Origin of the sequence: Steroidobacter sp. (genome assembly GCF_016790065.1) — a bacterium.
In the GTDB taxonomy this organism is placed as follows: domain Bacteria; phylum Pseudomonadota; class Gammaproteobacteria; order Steroidobacterales; family Steroidobacteraceae; genus Steroidobacter.
In genome coordinates this window covers 1-19,769 of the sequence record NZ_JAEUPY010000515.1, presented here as the reverse complement: position 1 = coordinate 19,769, position 19,769 = coordinate 1, and the positions used below count along the sequence as shown (strand labels likewise).

14 protein-coding genes are annotated in these 19,769 nt (G+C 61.1%); 9 read left to right on the top strand and 5 right to left on the bottom strand.

Annotated elements, in window-relative coordinates; all coding sequences use genetic code 11:
* The 8 genes from JNL55_RS21495 to JNL55_RS21460 form a co-directional block, all read left to right on the top strand.
* On the top strand, nucleotides 1-2,157 hold a 2,157-nt coding region (locus tag JNL55_RS21495), incomplete at its 5' end, for a glycoside hydrolase family 2 TIM barrel-domain containing protein (protein WP_293858652.1).
* A gap of 195 nt (nucleotides 2,158-2,352) precedes the next feature.
* Nucleotides 2,353-4,941, top strand: a complete 2,589-nt coding sequence (locus JNL55_RS21490; RefSeq protein WP_415923131.1) for a TonB-dependent receptor — start codon at nucleotides 2,353-2,355, stop codon at nucleotides 4,939-4,941.
* Nucleotides 4,942-5,037: 96 nt separating this feature from the next.
* Entirely contained in the window at nucleotides 5,038-6,234 is a 1,197-nt protein-coding gene (locus tag JNL55_RS21485) for a helix-turn-helix domain-containing protein (RefSeq protein ID WP_293858646.1), read from the top strand.
* A 106-nt stretch (nucleotides 6,235-6,340) separates the two neighbouring features.
* Entirely contained in the window at nucleotides 6,341-7,768 is a 1,428-nt protein-coding gene (locus JNL55_RS21480) for an aldehyde dehydrogenase family protein (RefSeq protein ID WP_293858643.1), read from the top strand.
* Between the two features lie 25 nt (nucleotides 7,769-7,793).
* A complete protein-coding gene (locus tag JNL55_RS21475) occupies nucleotides 7,794-9,173 on the top strand; it encodes an aspartate aminotransferase family protein (protein WP_293858640.1) in 1,380 nt (459 codons plus the stop codon).
* A complete protein-coding gene (locus JNL55_RS21470; protein ID WP_293858637.1) occupies nucleotides 9,170-10,084 on the top strand; it encodes a 3-hydroxyacyl-CoA dehydrogenase NAD-binding domain-containing protein in 915 nt (304 codons plus the stop codon). Before JNL55_RS21475 ends, JNL55_RS21470 begins: the two co-directional genes overlap by 4 nt.
* 4 nt (nucleotides 10,085-10,088) lie before the next feature.
* Nucleotides 10,089-10,460, top strand: a complete 372-nt coding sequence (locus JNL55_RS21465) for a nuclear transport factor 2 family protein (RefSeq protein WP_293858634.1) — start codon at nucleotides 10,089-10,091, stop codon at nucleotides 10,458-10,460.
* The gene (locus tag JNL55_RS21460; protein ID WP_293858631.1) at nucleotides 10,453-11,154 is read left to right on the top strand and encodes an aspartate/glutamate racemase family protein; all 702 of its coding nucleotides are present in this window, start codon (nucleotides 10,453-10,455) and stop codon (nucleotides 11,152-11,154) included. Before JNL55_RS21465 ends, JNL55_RS21460 begins: the two co-directional genes overlap by 8 nt.
* On the opposite strand, the gene JNL55_RS21455 is transcribed toward JNL55_RS21460, so the two are convergent.
* The 4 genes from JNL55_RS21455 to JNL55_RS21440 form a co-directional block, all read right to left on the bottom strand.
* The gene (locus tag JNL55_RS21455) at nucleotides 11,129-11,773 is read right to left on the bottom strand and encodes an FMN-binding negative transcriptional regulator (protein WP_293858628.1); all 645 of its coding nucleotides are present in this window, start codon (nucleotides 11,771-11,773) and stop codon (nucleotides 11,129-11,131) included. The genes JNL55_RS21460 and JNL55_RS21455 overlap by 26 nt on opposite strands.
* A gap of 124 nt (nucleotides 11,774-11,897) precedes the next feature.
* The gene (locus JNL55_RS21450) at nucleotides 11,898-13,307 is read right to left on the bottom strand and encodes an amidase family protein (RefSeq protein WP_293858626.1); all 1,410 of its coding nucleotides are present in this window, start codon (nucleotides 13,305-13,307) and stop codon (nucleotides 11,898-11,900) included.
* 118 nt (nucleotides 13,308-13,425) lie between these two features.
* On the bottom strand, nucleotides 13,426-15,027 hold the full coding sequence (locus tag JNL55_RS21445; protein WP_293858623.1) for an alpha/beta hydrolase family protein: 1,602 nt from the start codon (nucleotides 15,025-15,027) through the stop codon (nucleotides 13,426-13,428).
* Nucleotides 14,988-16,097 carry a hypothetical protein gene (locus tag JNL55_RS21440; RefSeq protein ID WP_293858620.1) on the bottom strand — a complete coding sequence of 370 codons (1,110 nt, stop codon included), beginning with the start codon at nucleotides 16,095-16,097 and terminating at the stop codon, nucleotides 14,988-14,990. Before JNL55_RS21440 ends, JNL55_RS21445 begins: the two co-directional genes overlap by 40 nt.
* A gap of 301 nt (nucleotides 16,098-16,398) precedes the next feature.
* On the opposite strand from JNL55_RS21440, the gene dgcN reads away from it, so the two are divergent.
* On the top strand, nucleotides 16,399-17,403 hold the full coding sequence (dgcN, locus tag JNL55_RS21435; protein WP_293858618.1) for an N-acetyltransferase DgcN: 1,005 nt from the start codon (nucleotides 16,399-16,401) through the stop codon (nucleotides 17,401-17,403).
* Nucleotides 17,404-17,517: 114 nt separating this feature from the next.
* On the opposite strand, the gene JNL55_RS21430 is transcribed toward dgcN, so the two are convergent.
* Nucleotides 17,518-19,769 (bottom strand): LuxR C-terminal-related transcriptional regulator (locus JNL55_RS21430; protein ID WP_293858615.1); only part of this gene is annotated, 2,252 nt, incomplete at its 5' end.

Below are 19,769 nucleotides of genomic sequence, written 5' to 3'. Positions count from 1 at the left end.
CTATCGCTGTATCGAAAGCGGTTCAATGCCGAGCCTTCGTGGCGAGGTAAGCGCATTTGGCTGCGATTCGAAGCAGCGATGAATGTCGCTCGCGTGAGTATGAATGGCCGAGAGGTGCTTACTCACCTCGGTGGCTATTTGCCGTTCGTGGTCGATCTGAGCGAGCGGCTGCGTTTCGACGCGCCTAACGAGATCGTGGTCTGGCTGGACAATCGCGACAACGCGATCACCGGCCCGAAAGCCCTGCATGTGCTGGACTTCAATATGTATGGCGGGCTGTATCGGGATGTGACCTTGCTCGTGAAGGAGCCGCTGCACATCACCGATGAAATCCTTGCGAATCAGCGGGGCGGCGGTGGCGTGTTCGTCACCTACCCCGAAGTCAGCCGCGAGCGCGCGAAGGTTGATATCAAAACCCAAGTGCGCAATGACGGACGCTCGACGGTGATCTTTCGCGTGGCGCAGGCTCTGTGGCGTGATGGCAGGCAGATCGCGACGGCGAGTTCATCGGTACTGACGGTAAAGCAGGGCGCGTCGGTCGATGTGAATGTCGATCTGGCAGTTCCACAGCCGCAACTTTGGTCGCCGCGATCGCCGTCGCTATACGACTTGGTCAGTGCAGTAGAGATCGACGGCAAAGTCGTCGACGAGCGGCGTACGCGCATCGGGATTCGGCGCGTGGAGTTCGCGGGCGGCAAGTTCAAGCTCAACGGCGAGGAGATGTTTCTGCGTGGCGTGAATCGTCATCAAGAGCATCCCTACGTGGGTTACGCCGTATCGCGGGCTGCGGACTATCGCGATGCTCGTCGGATCAAGGAAGCGGGATTCGATTTCGTTCGGTTGTCGCACTACCCACAGTCGACGTACTTCATGGCGGCCGCCGATGAGCTTGGGTTGGTGCTGCTCAACTCGGTGCTGGGGTGGCAGTTCTATAACGACGATCCACGCTTCGAGCAGCAGGTCGTGCAGACCTGTCGCGATCTAGTGCGTCGGGACCGCAATCATCCCAGCTCGATCCTGTGGGAGTGCTCGCTCAATGAAAGCCAGATGCCCAAGGCACTGGTGCAGAAATTCCAGCGCGCCGTTCATGAGGAGTATCCCGGTGATCAGGCGTTCTCGGCCGGCTGGCAGAACGACGGCTATGACATTTATATCCAGGCTCGTCAGCATCGCATCGAGCACTATCAGCCGCCGGATCGGCCGTATCTGGTGTCCGAGTACGGCGATTGGGAATATTACGCGCTCAACGCCGGCTTCCATCAGCAGGCCTGGGCCAACTTGCAGCCGGATGCACGCACCAGCCGCCAATTGTTGAGTGCGGGTGAGGCGCGGTTGCTGCAGCAGGCCACCAACAATCAGGAAGCTCACAACGATAACTTCAATGTGCCGGCGTTCGCCGATGCGTATTGGGCGATGTTCGATTACAACCGCGGCTACGCGGAGGATTTGGAAGCGTCGGGCCCGATGAGTTTGGAGCGCGTGCCCAAATTCAGTTATTACTTTTTCCGCTCGCAGCGAGATGCGGATGAAGTTTCGCCGCTGTACTCGTCGGGTCCGGAAGTATTCATCGCTAGTTACTGGCAACCGGACTCGACGACGGATGTGCGCGTGTATGGCAATGTCGAGGAAGTCGAGCTATTGCTAAACGGACGCTCAATTGGCCGGCAGCGGCCGGAGCGGGATCGAATCTCCAGCCACCTGCGACATCCACCGTTCACTTTCAAACTCGGCAAGTTCGAGGCGGGGGAATTGCAGGCTGTCGGTTACATCGGTGGTCGCAGCGTTGCACGGCATCGAGTCGTTACGCCAGAAGCGGTGGAGCGAGTGGCTATCGAGTTCGACACTGTCGGCATCTGCACAGACGCTGAACGCGCCGATCAGATTTTTGTACGCGCCACGTTGCTCGATGCCAACGGCAGGGTCGTGCCAGTGTCAGGTAGGGAAGTGGACTTCACCAGTCAGGGCCGCCTGGCGCTCGTAGGTCCAACCAAGCTACTCACTGAAGCGGGTATCGCGACCGCGCTGCTTCAGGTGCGCGCCACTATAGATAAGAAAGATCACAGCAGGCAGGCGAGTGTCTCAGTGATCGCCGCCGGGCAACGAGCTACCGCGATTTTTTCCGAAACCTCTTGTCGCAGCGTGTTTATTAGCCGCTGACCGCGACGAAGCGCGCCATCCCCGAGCCCTAGCTTGCGTTCCCGATTTGGGTGCTATATATCATACAAATTCGTATTGTCTGAGTAAAAAGCTGAGTCACTCCGAGTAGAAGAAGGATGCTTTGCAGGGGGAGCTATGCGTACTCGAGCGAGGACGAATCGTCTTTGGCGTAAAGCTTTGGGTTGTTCCGCGCCGGTGCTGCTGTTGAGCACAGCCCACGCCGCCGAACCTCAGTCGTCGACCACCGGCGTCATAGAAGAAATCGAAGTCACGGGCATTCGCGAAAGTCTGCGCGACGCGCTGTCGGTGAAAATGAATTCCGATCTGGTGGTGGATGCGATTTCTTCGGAAGACATCGGCCAACTTCCTGACGTCACCATCGCCGAGTCCATCAATCGGCTACCAGGCATCAACGCCACGCGAGATCGCGGCAACGACAGCCAAGCTGTGGTTCGCGGTCTGGGCGCACGACTCGTCCTCGGAACCATCAATGGTCGCGAAGTCGCGTCTTCCGAGCCTGATCGCAACGTACGATGGGAAATTTACCCCTCCGAAGTAGTGTCCGGCGTGAAGGTGTACAAGACGCAGTCAGCCGATCTGATTGCCGGCGGCGTGGCGGCCACCATCGACATCGCAACGCTGCAGCCGCTGGACTACCACGGCGAAGAGTTTGTGATTCGCGGCGGCCCTGTTTACTACGACGCCGGGGCGGACATTCCCGACTACGATCCTTGGGGCTATCGTGCCAGCGGCTCGTTTGTTTACAAAGCCAGCGAAACCTTCGGCCTGGTGGTCGGCTTGACGGCTCAACAACAAAAGAACGGTTATCCGTCGTTCACTGGCTGGGGCTACAACGATTCGAGCGCTCGACCACCGGAAGGGGCGAGCGACTTCACCGGCGATCTCAATGGCGACGGCGTTCCCGATGCGACGCCTTGGGGCGCGCAAGTGTCGGTGAACGCCATCGATCAAGACCGACGCGGTGTTTCGCTCGGTACGCAGTGGCGACCGTCCGATCATTTCGAACTGCGTTTCGACGCGTTGTACTCGGACGTGGACATTCACGAGGACCAAGGCCAGACGGTGTATGGCCAGAACAATTGGGGCAACTGGGATAACGGCAGCTGGTCCGCGTACAACGCAGCGGGCGCGAGTTACACCATCGTCGATGGCACCGTGGTGGCTGCGACTCTGCCATTCAGCTCAGTGACCACGGTGGTGTCGGACTATGACGAAAGCAAAGAGCTGTCCGTCACTGGCTTGAATGGTCGCTGGACCGGGGATCGCTGGAGCGTGGCCGGCGACATTTCTTATTCGAAGGCAGAGCGTGAAAACATTTGGGCCGCGGTGCGCACCGAGGTCTATCCCGACTGGATGACTTGGGACACACGCGGCAGTCGCTTGCCGACCATCACGACCAGCGTGGATCCGACATCCTTGACGCAGTACGCGCCGGACTATCGCGGCGGCAGTGTCGACGGGCCGGAACATTTGAACGACGAGCTAACCGCCGGCGCTCTCGATTTCTCTCGCACCCTGGACAATGGGCTCCTGAGCTCGCTGCACTTCGGTGCTCGGTTATCCAGCCGCAGCAAGAAACACGATCGCATGGAGAACTATCCGGGCACTGTCGCCGGTGGCGTGGAAATTCCGGCGGAGCTGTTCCGTGTGTACCGAGTGAAGTCCGTGAATCTGCCGCCGGTGTTGCTGGGCGACTACGATGAGATCGCTCGGCTCGCCTATGGATCGGCGCTGAACCCCAGCAATGCTCGCGAGAATCTGAGCCAGCGCTGGAAGGTCAAGGAAGACGTCACCGAAGGCTATTTCAAATTCAACTTTCAGACCCAGGCCATCGCGCAACGCATGTCAGGAAACATCGGCGTGCGGCTGGTCGACGTGCAAACTACGAGCGACGGCTTTCAACAAGCGACGGGGGCTAGCTCGCTCGCGGCAGTGACTGTGGAGCACGACTACAACGATCTCCTGCCCAGCGCCAATGTGAACTTCAATCTCACCGACACGACGCTGCTGCGCTTCGGTGTGGCGAAGGTCGTGGCACGTCCACCGCTCGATGAGTTGCGCGCCAGTCGCACACTGACGAGTTGGTTGCCGTACACGGGCAATGCTGGCAATCCCAAGCTCGAGCCGTTCAAGGCGACTCAGTTCGACGCGTCGTACGAGTGGTACTTCCGAGACGAAGCGTTGCTGGGCTTCTCGGCGTACTACAAGGATGTGTCCTCGTACATTGGCTGGCGACAGGATCCACAAACGTATCAAGGCATCACGTATGCGGTGGCGAATCCGGTCAACGGCAAAGGCGGTTCGATCACCGGCGCGGAGATCACTTTCCAGACCCCGTTCTTCTTCTGGAGCGCGCTCGAAAACTTCGGCGTGTACTCGAATTACGCCTACGTGGATTCGGACGTGGAGGAGTTCGTGCCCGTGACCAATCCGCTGACCGGCGCCGGCTTCGCCGCACACACCGCGGTGTTCGACCTCTGGTACAGCTCGGGCCCGTTGGAGGCGCGGCTGGGTTTCAAGTATCACAGCCCATTCACGGTCATTTACGGCTGGAATGGCGCCGAGTTGCAGACGTTAGAAGATGAGTCGGTGCTGGATTTGAGTACCTCGTACCAGCTCAGCTCGGGCATCCAGCTGCGTTTCCAGGTCAACAACCTGACCGATGAGCCGTTGCGCATGTATCGGGACAACCAACGCAACCGGATCGGGCGTTATGACGAATACGGCCGGCGCTACCTGCTGGACGTCACCATGAAGTTCTGAGGCTGGGCAGTCTCTTTGGCGAAGACCGGCGCCCTCGAAGCCAAGCAGTCCGGTGGGCGGGGGAGGATCGTCGGGCCGGGTTTTTGAGGATTGCCGGTGAAACCGACCCCAGCACGCATGCAGTTGACGATCTCGACCGAGCTGGGCGTCTATGGTAGAGAGTCTTACATGGCTCCTCCTCCTGTGACTGATCCGACGGCCGGGCTACCTTTCGAGGCCCGCACCTCGCGCATCACTGCGATGGAGGACCTGCTGGCCACGCTGAAAGCCCAGCAGACCCCGGCAGGGGTACGCACCGGCGATGGTGTGCGCCACCCCCTTCCGGACGGCTCCGGCTTCCGACACGACTACGATGCCGAAGTGGCTCGCGGCGGCTGGGACTTCTACCTGGTCGGCGAGGGCCTGTCGGTCGCGCTGGTGGAGTTCGTGGCCTGTCGCAAGATCGCCAGGCTGCACAGCTTGGGCGACCACCTGGTGATTTCCGCCGTCATCGAAGGCAACAGCCACATCACCGCGCCCGGCGGGGGTAGCGGCGAGCTCAGCAACGGTTACTGCACCATCTATGGCATGCAGACCGGCGAGGAATTCGAGACCGTCTACGAATCCGGCCGGCCGCTGAAGTGGGTCAGCATCTTCATCGACCGCCACGCTTTCTTTTCCGCCACGCGCTTGCAGACCTTGGATTTGCCGCCGGCCTTGCGCAGCTTCATTCAGGACGGCATGCGGCTGGCCCATCGAAACATCCCGCTGTCGAACGCCGCCTCGCTGACCGTCCAACAAATGTTGGAGCGGCCGTTCAAGGGTGGCCTGCAGCGCGCGTACTTGCATGGCAAGGCGCTGGAGCTGATTTGCCACGTGATGTTCACGATGGCTCACGACTCGCTCGAAGAGCTGAGCGACGTCGCGTTCTCCACGGCCGACTACGCCAAGCTGGAAAAGGCCATGGCGTACATCAAGCGCAGCCTGGATGAGCCGTTCAGCATCGCCGAGCTCGCCACCGCGGTCGGCATGACTCGCCAGCGCTTGCAGCTGGGTTTCCGGGTCGTCTATGGCGACACGGTCGGCCGCATTCGAGACAAAGTCCGGATGGAGCGAGCGTTGAATCTGGTGCGCAGCTCCAACCTGTCCATGATCGACATCGGCTTGGAAGCCGGTTACGAACATCCCGCCAGTTTCACCCGCGCTTTCAAGGCCGCTTTCGGCGTCTCACCGGCGCGCATGCGACGCCTGAGCGAGCAGTCGACGCTGACCACCAAAGTCGCCGATCATCCCGAGTCCGTCAGCGACGAGTAGTCCGTTCCGTACGGCGGTGTTCTGTCTGCAACACCGCACGCGCCGATGTCAGCACGGCTAAAAATGCCCTGTGTTGTACTTGATCCCTACCGATCCCGAGGGTGTCATGTACGACTGCAGGCAGTTCTTCATCAATGGCGAATGGCTGACTCCGAGCGGACGCAAGGAATCGCTGGTCATCAATCCGGCCACCGAACAACCGGTGGGCAAGATTCTGTTGGGCACGGCTGACGACGTCGATACCGCCGTTCGCGCCGCCCGCGTCGCCTTCGAAACATACTCGCAAACCTCTCGCGAAGAGCGCATCGCGCTGCTCGAGCGCATCGTCAAAATTTACGAAGCGAATATCGATCGACTGGCGCAGGCCGTGTCGGACGAAATGGGCGCGCCGATGACACTCGCCGTGCAAGCGCAGGCTGGCAGCGGCTTTCGTCACCTGTCGACCGCGTTGACCATCCTCAAGGACTTCGAGTTCGAGGAACGCCTGGGCACGACTCAAATTCGTCGCGAGCCCATCGGCGTGTGCGGTTTGATCACGCCTTGGAACTGGCCGCTGAATCAGATCACCTGCAAAGTCGCACCGGCGCTGGCAGTGGGATGCACCGTCGTGCTGAAGCCCAGCGAAGCGGCGCCGATCACTGCGCATATCTTTGCGGAGATCCTGGCGGAGGCGGGCGTGCCGAAGGGCGTGTTCAACTTGGTCGATGGCGATGGTCCCGGCGTGGGCGAGGCGCTCTCGCGTCATCCCGACATCGACATGGTGTCGTTCACTGGCTCGACCCGCGCCGGCGTACTCGTCGCCAAGGCTGCGGCCGACACCGTCAAGCGCGTGTCGCAAGAGCTCGGCGGCAAATCAGCCAACATCATTTTGGAAGATGCCGATCTCGCTGCATCGGTGGCGCATGGCGTGACCTGGATGATGACCAACAGCGGTCAGTCCTGTAACGCACCGTCTCGCATGCTCGTGCCTGCTGATCGTTATGACGAAGCCGTGCAAGTTGCCAAGCAGACGGCGGAACAGTTGGTCGTCGGCGATCCGAAGGCCCCTGGTGTCACCACCGGGCCGCTGGCCAACAAACTCCAGTTCGAACGCGTGCAAGCGCTGATCGAGAAGGCCATTGCCGAGGGTGCCAAGCCCGTGATCGGCGGCCTCGGTCGGCCGGCGGGCATCGACAAGGGCTACTTCGTGCGGCCCACGATCTTCGCGGGCGTGAACAATGAGATGACCATCGCGCGGGAAGAAGTGTTCGGCCCGGTGATGGTGCTGATTCCGTACAAGGACGAAGCCGATGCGATCCGCATCGCCAATGACACCATCTACGGTCTCTCGGGTCACGTGCACTCCAAGAACATCGACAACGCGCGTCGCGTGGCGTCGAAGATGCGCACGGGCATGATCCATGTGAACGGCGCAGCTCGCGATATGTTTGCACCGTTCGGCGGCTACAAGCAGTCGGGCAACGGTCGCGAATGGGGTCGCGAAGGCTTCAAGGAGTTCCTCGAAACCAAGGCCATGATGGGCTACTACCCTTAACTTCCAGGCCGCGAGGAGCAACGTCATGGTCGAGCAAGTCAGAACGACTCAGCAGTGGCAGGGCCTGGATCGGGCCCATCACATGCATCCCTTCACGGATTCGAAGGCGCTGGCGGCGCGCGGCACTCGCGTCATCACGCATGCCGAAGGCGTCTATATCTACGACAGCGAAGGTAACAAGATCCTCGACGGCATGGCCGGCCTGTGGTGCGTGGCTGTGGGTTACGGCCGGCGCGAGCTGATCGACGCAGCGACCAAACAAATGGAAGTGCTGCCGTACTACAACAGCTTTTTCCAATCCTCGACACCTACGCAGATCGAGCTGGCACATCGGCTGTCGGAGCTGACGCCCGCAGGTGTGAATCATTTCTTCTACGCCAACTCTGGCTCGGAAGCGAACGACACCATCATCCGATTGGTGCGCTACTACTGGTCGTTGCTCGGCAAGCCGGACAAGCGCACTTTCATCGGCCGCACCTATGGCTATCACGGCAGCACGGTCGCGGCGTCCAGCATGGGCGGCATGGCGCCGATGCACGCGCAGGATAAGAAGCTGCTGCCGGACTTTGCGCATATCTCGCATCCACATTGGTACTCGCTGGGTGGCGATCTCACGCGCGAAGAATTCGGTTTGAAAGCGGCGCGTGAGCTGGAAGCCAAGATTCTGGAGTTGGGCGCTGACAACGTTGCCGCGTTCATTGGTGAGCCGGTGCAAGGCGCGGGCGGTGGCATCGATCCGCCGTCGACCTATTGGCCGGAGATTCAGCGCATCTGCCGGAAGTACGACGTGCTGGTGGTGGCCGACGAGGTCATCTGCGGCTTCGGTCGCACTGGCAATTGGTTCGGCTCGGATACGTATCAGATTCAGCCAGACCTGATGACCATGGCCAAAGCCATGTCGTCGGGCTATCTGCCGATCGCGGCAGTGGGCATTCACGACCGCATCTTCAATGTGATTCATGAGTCCGGCGGCCAGATTCATCACGGCTACACGTACTCAGGTCATCCGGCCGCGTGCGCCGTCGCCATCGCCAACTTGGACATTCTGCGCAAGGAAGAGATCGTCGAGCGCGTGCGCACCGAGATTGGTCCGTACTTCCGATCCACGTTGCAGGAAGTGGCCGATAAACATCCGCTGATCGGCGAGCTACGCGGCGCTGGGTTGCTGGCTGCGTTCCAGCTCGTGAAAGACCGCGCCACGCGTAACATCTTCGCGCCCGAGGAAGATGCGGCGATTCGTTGCCGTGAGTTCGCACTACAAAACAATCTGATCATGCGTCCGGCTGGCCGGCAGACCATGGTGTTGAGTCCGCCGCTGGTGATTACTCGCGCTCACGTGGATGAGATGGCTGACAAGGCCAAGCGTGCCTTCGACGAAACCGCCAAATCCTTTGGATTGTTGTGAACGTCACCATCCTGGGATGCGGTTTGATCGGTGCCAGCTGGGCCGCGCTGTTCAGCGCCGTCGGCCGGCATCGCGTGCGGGCGTGGGATCCGTCGGCAACTGCTAGAGCTGCGTTCGCCGAAAAGGTAGCGCGCGCCGAGCAGCAGTTGGTTGAACTGGGTGCAGAGGCCGGCGAACCCGTTGGCGTGTTCGAGCATCTCGAAGAAGCGCTGTGGGGCGCGGAATGGGTGCAAGAGAACGCGCCTGAGAAGACCGAGCTGAAGGCGCAGTTGTTCAGTCATGTCGAGTCTGTCATCACGCGTGACTGCATCATCGCCAGCAGTACGTCGTCGTTCACTTGGTCGCAACTCGCGGGTGACTTGAAGCACTCGGATCGCTTCGTCATCGCGCATCCTTTCAATCCTCCCCATCTGGTGCCGCTGGTGGAGCTGTACTCGCCCAACGCAGCGACGCTGGAGGCGGCGGTGAAGTTCTTCTCCGACGTCGGCCGCGTGCCGGTCTGCATGAAGAAGGAAGCGACCGGACACATCGGCAACCGTTTGGCTTCGGCGCTGTGGCGTGAAGCTGTGCACATCGTTGCGGACGGTATCGCCTCGGTCGAGGACGTCGATCGCGTGCTGATCCATGGGCCGGGATTGCGCTGGTCGGTGATCGGCACTCACTTGGGCTATCACTTGGGCGGCGGCGACGGCGGCATCGATCATTATCTGCGCCATCTCGGGCCGAGCCAGGAGCGTCGTTGGTCGACGCTCGGCAATCCCAAGCTCAATGAAGAAGCGTGCCGCAAGATCTCTGCAGGTGTGCATGAGGAAGCGCGCGGCCGAGAGGTTCCCCAGCTCGAACAGCAGCGAGACCGGCAGCTGATGGCAATCCTCAAGCTGCGGCGCGAACATCCAACCATCGACGAGTAACAGCATGCAACAGCAAGCACAGCAAGAAATCGAAGCATTGTTGAAGACCTATTTCGAAGGCCTGTATCACGGCGATTCGGAGCGGTTGCGGGCGGTGTTTCATCCGCAGGCGCAATTGTTCGGCGAAGTGCGCGGCAAGCCTTACCAGAACACCTTGGAGGGTTTCGTGACTGCGGTGGCGAACCGCCAGTCGCCGCACGCCAAAGGCGAGCCGTTCCAGATGGAAACCTTGGAAATCCAAGTGCTGAACCAGATTGCGTATGTGCGAGCGCGTGCTCCCATGCTCGGCTTCAACTACTTCGACTATCTCGCGTTGGTGCACAATGGCGAGCGTTGGTTGATCACGAACAAGTTATTCACGCACGTCGATGTCTGAAATCGCTGCTGGCCGCGGCCCGCGTATCGCGCTCGTTCATGCATTGGCGGAGTCACTGCCGCCCATTCATATCGCTTTCGCCAAGCACTGGCCGGAAGCCGTCACATTCGATTTGTTCGACTCGTCGCTGGCGCGGGATCTGGCGCATGCGGGCAAGCTCGAACCGGCGATGATGGAGCGCTTTCTAACCCTCGGCCGATATGCGGCAAACGCAGCGGGCGAGGGCGGGCGGACGGCCGGAATTCTGTTTACCTGTTCCGCGTTCGGGCCGGCCATCGACGCGGTGAAGGCCGCGTTGCCGATGCCGGTGCTACGGCCGAACGAAGCGACATTCAGCCGCGCACTCGATATTGGCGGCCACATTGGCTTGCTGGTGACTTTCCCTCCGTCGCTGCCGGCTCTGGAAGCAGAGCTGTCAGCGATGGCGGCGGAGCGCGGCGTCAGCATCAAGATCACGAGTCGAGTCATCGACGGCGCATTGGTCGCGCTCAAGCGGGGCGATGGGCCAACGCATGATCGTCTCGCTGCTGCCGTGGCGGCAGAAATGCCCAAGACGGATTGTTTGATACTGGGCCAGTTCTCACTGGCGCAAGCGGAGACGGCCGTGCAGGCCGTCGTTTCCTGCCCAGTGCTCACGACGCCACGCAGCGCCGTCGAGCAGTTGCGGACTATGTTGTCGGCAAACTCGCCATGAGCCGAGCGATTTCGCGACTGTCCGAGTCCTGACGCGCCAGCAGCTGTTGGATGATCAGCAGGCGATCGGACGCGGGATGCGTCTGGTTCAGCTTGGTCACGCCTTCGATTCGTTCGACCGTGATTCGAAACGAACGAATCCGCGGCAACAGCTGCTGCACTTTGCCCGGCGGTGCTTGCTCGAGCGTCCAGGGATGTTCGTTGTCACGTTCCAGCACTTGCGCCACCCGACGCAATACTTTGATCTGACCTTCATCGTCGTCGATGAGCTCGATGTGTCCACGGAGCTGTGCGGAAACATAGTCCCACGTCGGCACGGTCAGCAGGGTTTTGTACCAGCTCGCGGAAATGTATGTGTGCGGGCCCGGGAACACCGCCAGCACGCGCTGACCGGACTGGAGTGCATCTGCATGCGGGTTGATGCGAGTGAGATGGCCCACCAGCGTGGCGGTGGTGTCGTCGGTTTCGAAGAATATCGGCGTGGGCGTGGCGTAGGTTTGGCCGTCCACGGCAGTGATCAGATGGGCGAACGGATATTTCTTGACGATCGCGATGGGATCCGCGGCGGCGAAGGCGCTCGGGGAATACATCACTCTGGCGGCGGCGGCTGAGGTGCTCATAAGGCGAGTCTAGCCAGGGCGTTTACACCGCTGGTTGCCAAGCGCGAGGGAGGTGATGCCTCAGCTGCACCACGCTCCGGACCGTGGGAGCCCGCCTGCCGTCAGTGGGCTCCCACGATATCGATCAGCCGCCGGCCGAATGTTTCGGCCAACGCTGGGCCCAGGGCTCGGCCTGTTCCAACTCGAAGGCCAGTTGCAACAGCAGTTCATCTCGGCCGCGATTGGTGGCAAACATCGAACCTATCGGTAAACCCTGGTCGTTCGCATACAGCGGCACGGAGATCGCCGGCGAGCCGGTGAGGTTCTGTAGCGGCGTGTACGAAACGTAGTCGAACATGCGTTCATACATCGGTTCGAACGCCTGCGTCGGTGCCAGTGCACCGAGCGGCAGCGGCGAATGTCGCAACACCGGCGTGAGCAACACGTCGTAACGCGAATAGAAGTCGTCCAGCGCGCGCGCCGCTCGGGCCGATTCATCGTAAATCCGATCGGTGTCGGTCATCGTCAGGCTGGTGGTGCTCAAGCCGAGATTTACCGTCCACGGCTCCAGCACATCTTCGAGCTTGCCTTCACGCAGAGAAGCACGAGCGAAGCTCACCAGGTCCTGCGCCAGATACGCCCAGATCAACTTGAAGGCGCGATCCACGGCCGGGCCGTCGAACGGCCGCTTCACTTCTTCAACCGTGTGACCGAGCTTTTGACACAACTCTGCCGTGCGTCGAACCACTGCCGCCACATCCGGCGACGGTTGTTGATCGTTGAAGTTCTCCAACGCGAAGCCGATACGCAGGCGGCGCGACTTCGGATCGAACTGCAATGGCTGCTTCTGTGTCGGTGCCGTAACAGCGAACGACCAAGCAGCATCGCGCACCGAGCGTGACAGCAGCGTGTCGCCGACCAGAAAGTCTTCGATGATGTGAGCGCCACGGGCTCGCACGTTCGCGCCGCGACTCGGCTTCAGCCCGACCACGCCACAGCACGCTGCCGGGATGCGAATCGAACCGCCGCCATCTGCGGCATGGCCCAGTGCGACCATGCCGGAGGCAACCGCTGCGCCGGCGCCGCCACTCGAGCCACCGCTGGAGTGAGCCAGATTCCAAGGATTGCGCGACGGGCCATACAACACTGGCTCAGTGGTAGGCAGCAATCCGAACTCGGGTGCATTGGTCTTGCCGAGCGGGATCAGGCCGGCGTTATCCAGCCGATCCGAATAGTCGCTGCCGGCGCTCAATGGGGGCGCGTTCTTCTTCAAGCGCGAACCGCTGCGGCTCGGCATGCCGGCGTAGTCCATACCGTCTTTCAACAGATAGGGCACGGCGTTGAGCGCGCTGTCGCTCTTGATGGTCGCTGCCTTCTGCAAGGCCGCTTCATAGGTGCGATGGGTAATCGCGTTGAGCGCAGGGTCGAGCGCTTCGATGCGGTCGATCGCCGCCTGTACCAATTCCTTGGCGCTGAGCTCGCCTGAGCGGACCAGTTCCGCCTGTGCATGGGCATCCAGGCGGCCAATGGCCATTGCGTCCCTAGAATTCATCATGAGCCTACTTGTTTCCACCGATCTAGAGTTGGGATCTGGAGGGAAGGGTAGGCAGTGCCAGGCGGCGGCGCCTCGCGGGCAGGACGGCGCAGTTAGCAGATGGGGTCGATTGGCGGGCTCAGCTGCGGTGAGTCCACCACTCGCGCACGCCGATGTTCCGATGTGGGGCAAGCGCGGTCGGATACCGCTCCAAGACCGAGGAGGGAAAAGCGTTCGCGGTGCCCTTGAGCCGGCGGTCGAAAAAGCCGAGCACGAAGGCGTTGGTGGCCTCGATCATTTGTTCGGAGTTGCCCTTGCCGTACAGCCGGGTTTTCAGTGGCCCGCGTGCCGCGAGCGGTAGATCGGTCAGCCCCACATGTCGTGCGCCGATCAAGCGAGCGCGTGTGACATTGTCGTTATCGCCGGCGGTGCTCCAGCTTTCGTAGGCATAGCCGCTCAGCAGATTGAAGGTCGGGTCGGCTGAGGTCGGGCCGAACGGTGGATAGTCCACCCAGTCTGCATGCAGCACCGCCAGCGGCATTCGCACCGGCGCGTCGTACAGGCTCCAGTCGAACTCCTCGCCGTCGAGATTCACCGCAGCCTTACAGCGTGGATCGTGATGACACGCGGATGCTGAGGTGGTGCCGCCGAACGACATGCCGGCGAAACCGATGCGTTGATCGTCCGCCACTTCTTGCAGCTCATGCATGGCGTCCGGCAGACCATGCGCGGTCAAGCGATCGACGAAGAAGCGCAGGTCGTCGCGCCACGCCTTGAAGCTCTGCATCACGCGATGCTTGTCGAAGTCGGTCTGGTACTGATGGAGCGCGGCGTAGCGAGTGTCGTGGTCGGCGCCGGTCCAGAACTTGATCATGCCCTGCGTCGGTGTTTGCGCCGACTGCTTCTTCGGCGAGACCGGAATCTTCACGCCATCGGAGAACGCCATCGTGCCGGCGTCGTAGGGGTGACCCACGCTGAAGACCAAGTAGCCGTGGCTCGCTAGCTTTTCCATCAGCGCCGTGTTCTGGCCGGGCCAGCACCAGTAGCCATGACTGAATACGACCACGGGCAGCGAGTCGGACACGTTCACTGGCGCATCCACATAGCTGTGAGTGCGCACCAGACTGAAGTGGCGATACATCACGTACGGCAAGCCGAAGTCTTTGAACACGTCGATGGCGTGATCGTCGACTTCAGCGCGAGTCAGGTACGGGCGCGTGCTGAACCCTTCGATGCTGGATGCCGGATACCAGGCGCGTACCAGGATTCTTCTCGGCGTACCGGGCGTGTCTTCCATCACACCCTGGCGAGCTTGATCGATCATCTCGAATTGGCGAGTACCGACAGCGTGCGGGCCGCTGGGCTCAGGCAACGAGAAGATCGGTAGGAAATAAAACAAGGCGGCGCTGGCGGCGATCAGTCCGATCACTATCGAGCTCAGCGTGCGACGCAGCCAACGCAGCGGTTGGGTTGCCAGATACGGCGGCATGATGGCGATGCCAACGATCAATAGCGCGGCCAGCACCGCCGGAGTGGCTTGCCAGCTGTTGCGATAAGTCGAGATCGAACCGGCCAGCGCTGCGATGAAGGCCAGCGCGATGGCACCACGTCGATTCTGGCTGCGGAGCGCCATCGCCAAAGCGGCGATGGCGCCCAGCATCAGTACGACGTCTGTAATCAGCACGTCAGCGACACGGCCGGTCAGGCCGACGCGGTGCGCTGCGCCCTCAGCACCAGCCAAGCACCGATGGTCAGCAACGGCAGCAGGAACACGACCAGGAAGAACGCCGAGCTGTAGCGATAGCCGCGGCCGATCAGATCGATCAAGCCGATGGTGGTCGCGAAGTAGGCGGCGACGATCATGGCAACCACTGCGATCAGCGGACGCAGCCAAGACGGCATGGCGCTGCCCTTGTCTTCGTAACTACGAGCCACTCGCTCGTTCACTCCGTGCAACAAGCCGGCGCCGGTCTTGAACAACGCACCCAGGATCACCAGCTGCACCACCGTGCTCATCCAGGAGATGTTCAGCTGTTCGAGCACCACCGTCACCGGCAGCGGCGCCGACACGATCTGCGGATAGAAGGCCGACAAGGCCAGCAGGAACGCAAAACCGGGCAGCAACACCAACGGACCGGTGAGCGCGCCGGCAATCAACGCCTCGGAGCGCGTGGTGAAGTGGCGAGCGACGAAAATCAGAATGGGCAGCACGGAGATGTTGTAGCCGGTGTAGCTCACGCCGTTCACCACAGCGGTGCCCCAACGGATCGGCTCGACGCCGATGGCCGCCGTCATTTGATCGCCGAACTTGGACCAGACCATCAGGAACATGCCCAGGTAGGTGGCATAGAACAGCACCGACCAGGCCGAGATCAGCCGCTCGATGATCTTGTTACCGAAGAACACCAGCAGCGCCACGATGGCCAGGAACACAGTGGTATTCAGCAGTTCAGGCGAGCCGAACATCTCCGCCAGCAAGCGGGCCGCTGCGGCCGAGATCACCGCCAGCACCAGAAGTAGCGAGCAGAAGTAGCCGATCTCGAACACCACCGAGCCGTAGCGCCCCAAGAAGGTGGTGCAGAAGCTCTTGTAGTCGAAGGCGTGATGGCGGCGTGCCAGTTCGAACGCGATCATGGAGCCCACGCTGAACAGCAAGGCCGTGACCGTCATGCCGAGCAGGCCGGTGGCCGGTCCGGTACTGACGAAGAATTCGACCAGCTCGCGGCCCGTGGCATAGCCACCGCCGACGATCACGGCTTGGATGACCAAGCCCGGCACGATGTAGCGCTCTAAAAAATTACGTAACGACAAGTGTCTTGGCTCCCGAAATGATCGTTGCTGGTCGCGTGTTATGCCGCGGTTGTGCCAAAGCCTGCGTGAGATGTCGAGCCCCACGCTTGGCGCGCAAGGTACGAAACTTCGCAGATCGGCGCAGCTTCGTAGCTTGGCGTCGCTTTTGGCAGCCGATCTGCTAAGCGCGAACGCCCGCTGGAGAAGTGCGCGCTGAGCCGGCCCGGTACTGTACGCCGATTCTCATCGAGACTGGCTCTATCTAGATTGGCCATATCGAGATCGGCTGTAGCTATCATCGCCCGCACAGGAGGGGCGCCGCATGTTGAGTCCATATTTGCTGTTTCTGGGCGATGTCACCGAGCTTGCCGCTGCCAAAACCGCGGCCGGCATTCAGCAGTGGCGCCCTGAGTTTTGTGTCGGCCAGATTCGTGCGCCCGGCGGCACCGTCGACTTGGGTCTGCCGGAGTTGACGCCGCAAGCAGCCGCGCAGAAGGGGGCGAAGACCATGATCATCGGCATCGCCAATGCCGGTGGCTTCATTCCCGATAGCTGGATTCCGGTGATGCTGGCGGCGCTCGAAGCTGGCCTGGATCTGGCTGCCGGCATGCACACGCGCATGAACGACCTGCCGGTGATTCGCGATGCCGCCAAGCGCCTCGGTCGCACTCTGCACGACGTTCGTCAACCGTCGCAGGCGTTCGCACCTGGCAACGGTCGTAAGCGTAGCGGCCTTCGCCTGCTCACCGTCGGTACGGACTGCGCCGTCGGCAAGAAGTACGCGGCGTTGGCTATCGAGAAGTCGATGCGTGCTCGCGGCATGAAGGCGGACTTTCGCGCCACCGGTCAGACCGGCATTTTCATTTCCGGTCGCGGTGTAGCGGTGGATTCCGTGGTCGCCGACTTCATTTCCGGTGCGGCGGAGTGGCTGTCGCCCGCGAACGATGCGGATCATTGGGACGTGATCGAGGGGCAGGGCACGCTGTTCCATCCCGCTTACGCCGGTGTGACGTTGGGCTTGATCCACGGCAGCCAGCCGGACGCGTTGGTGGTGTGTCACGAGCCGGTGCGAAAGAACCTCGTCGGCTTCGATCACTATCCGACCGGCGATCTGGAGGAGTGTATCGCTGCTACCGTGCGCGCGGCTCGTCTCACCAATCGCAATGCTCGTGCAGTGGGTGTGGCGATCAATACGTCGCGGATGACTGAGCAGCAGATCGAAGCTTCGATCGCCGAGATCGAACAGCAAACCGGCTTGCCTTGCCGCGATCCGATCCGTCATGGCATGGATCGCATCGTCGACCACGTGCAGAAGCTCTGGCCGTGACACTCGTCGCCGTTCCTCGGGGTCTGCTGGGGGATCCGGCGAGTATGTGAAGGCCTGCTGGCGAAGAATATCGCGAGCGGGACAAAGAGCGGCGCGGACAGGACAGGGCGCCGCTCACTCGATCAAGCGCATCTCTCGAGCCCGAGCGATAGCACCGGTCCGAGTGCTGACGTCCAGCTTGGCAAACACATTCTTCAGATGCCACTTGGCGGTGGAAACAGCGATCTGCGAGCGAGCGCTGATCTCGTGATTGCTCAGGCCGAGGGCGAGCAGGCGAAGCATGTCGATCTCCCGTTCGGTGAGCGGCTCTAGAGGAAGCGACGGTTTCGGAGGAGAAGGAGCCGAAGCAGGAGCGGCTTGCGAGAAGAAATTCTCGAACTTGCAGAAATAGTGTGTGGGCAGCGCGCAGCGCAGGCGGCCGTTGCCGATAGCGGCGGCGATGATCTGGGTCAAGGCGGGGGCTTCATCGAAGATGCCGCGAGTGAAGCCATGGCCGCGGGTCAAAGAAAAGCCGCGGTTCAAATAGTCGTAGGCAGACTCAACGTCGCCCGAGTGCCAATAGCAACTGGCCAGCAACGCTTCCAGCGGAGCCTCGCGATACACGTGGCCGACTTCGCGAGCACTGTCGCGCAATAGAATCAGAATCGAACGGGCCTCATCGAACTGACGCTGTTTGATCAGCAAAGCAGCATAGCCCGACCCGAACCGCTCCCACGTTTCATCGTAAGACCGCGAACGACGCCATTCGCCGGAGCGAGCCCGTCGCTGCAAGCCGAACTCCAACGCCACCGCCCGCGCGCGTTGCAGATTGTCCTGCGACAGGAATAAACGAATCTTCTCCGCGCACACCAACGCCAAAAAACGTGCATGCGAGCCGCTCTCCAGCATGCTGTGCAAATAATCTAACAACTGCAACGCCTCGGGATAGCGGCCATCGCTGGCTTTGATTCGAGATAGCGTGACGTACGCCATCGCAACGTTCTCCACCGTCGCCTGAACGCTCAGCAGTGGCAAAACCTCGGTACACAGTGCCTCTGCTTCAGCGAGCCGATTCTCTTCGTAGCGCACATAGGCCAAGGCGTTAGCCGCATTCACCCACGCAGGGCTGCGATGTCCGCCGCGAACGAGCATAAACATTCGTTCACAGCGATCCGCCGCTGCTTTGATATCACCCTGCGCTCGCTCAGCAAGCGACGCAACGGCCTCGGCGTAGCCCACGCTGTACAGGCTGATCGAGTCGAAGGTATCGCGCGCCCGCATCGCCAGCCGCCATGCCTTATCGAAAAAATTCAGACGTAGCATGGTGTACGCCTGCAAGGTCAGTAGCGTGCCGATGAGAAAGCTGTCAGCACCGCGCTCGCGCAGCGACTCCGGGGAAGAGATACCGATCTGGCTGCTGCTATCCGCGAGCACGGTCAGCATCGCATGTAACAACCTCAAGTGCGCGGAGCCGATGGCGCGTTCAATACTCGGATTACCTTCGACTTCGCGTAGCGTGGCGGCGGCCTCATTGAACCGTCGCGACAGAATCAAACTGGCGATGAAGTGAGTGCAGATGCCGGCATGGGCGAGCATGACGTTGCGAGGCAGCTTGCTGGTCCATTGAATGACCGTAACGATTTCGCCGGCGCGCAGCCAGGTCGTCGTGCAGCGATCGATCAGTTCTAGTCGCCACTCTTCGCTGGACGCCACGAAGGCATGGTTGAGCGCTTCCTCGTAAAGCTGATGTTCCGCATACCAGCGACTGGCGGCCTCATTCAGCCATGACAGACGAGCCATGTCATGTCGCAGGCAGCTGCGCAGAAAATCCAGGAACAGCGTGTGATATCTGTACCAGTGCCCATGGCTGTCGAGCGGCTGAATGAACAGCTGCGAGCGTTCCAACTGTTCTAGCAAACTTTGGCTGTGAGTGATGCCGAGCAGGTCGTTACAAAGCTCGGCAGTCATGCGATCGACGACGCTGCTAGCCAACAGAAATTCTCGCAGCTCGGGCGCCAACTCATGCAGCACCGACGCGCCCAAGTAGCGCGCAACTTCGTAGTGAGAACCATTGAAGTCGCCAATACCCTCACGCGAATCAACCGCAGCGAGCAGGGCGAGCTTTACGCCGGCGACCCAGCCCTCGGTGCTCCGTAGGATGCTCAGCGCTTCGTCTTGGGTGAGTTGGCGATGACACAGCCGTTCGCCAAGCTGAACGATGGTCGTAGTGTCGAAGTTCAGATCGGCGGGCCCGAACGTCGACAGCTGATCGTTCAGCCGCAGCTGGCTCATGTGCAAAGCCGGCATCCCGCGCCCGGCCAGAATCCAACGAACCGAAGCAGGGGATTGCAACAGCAAGTCATCCACTGCCCGCAATAGCGTCGTCG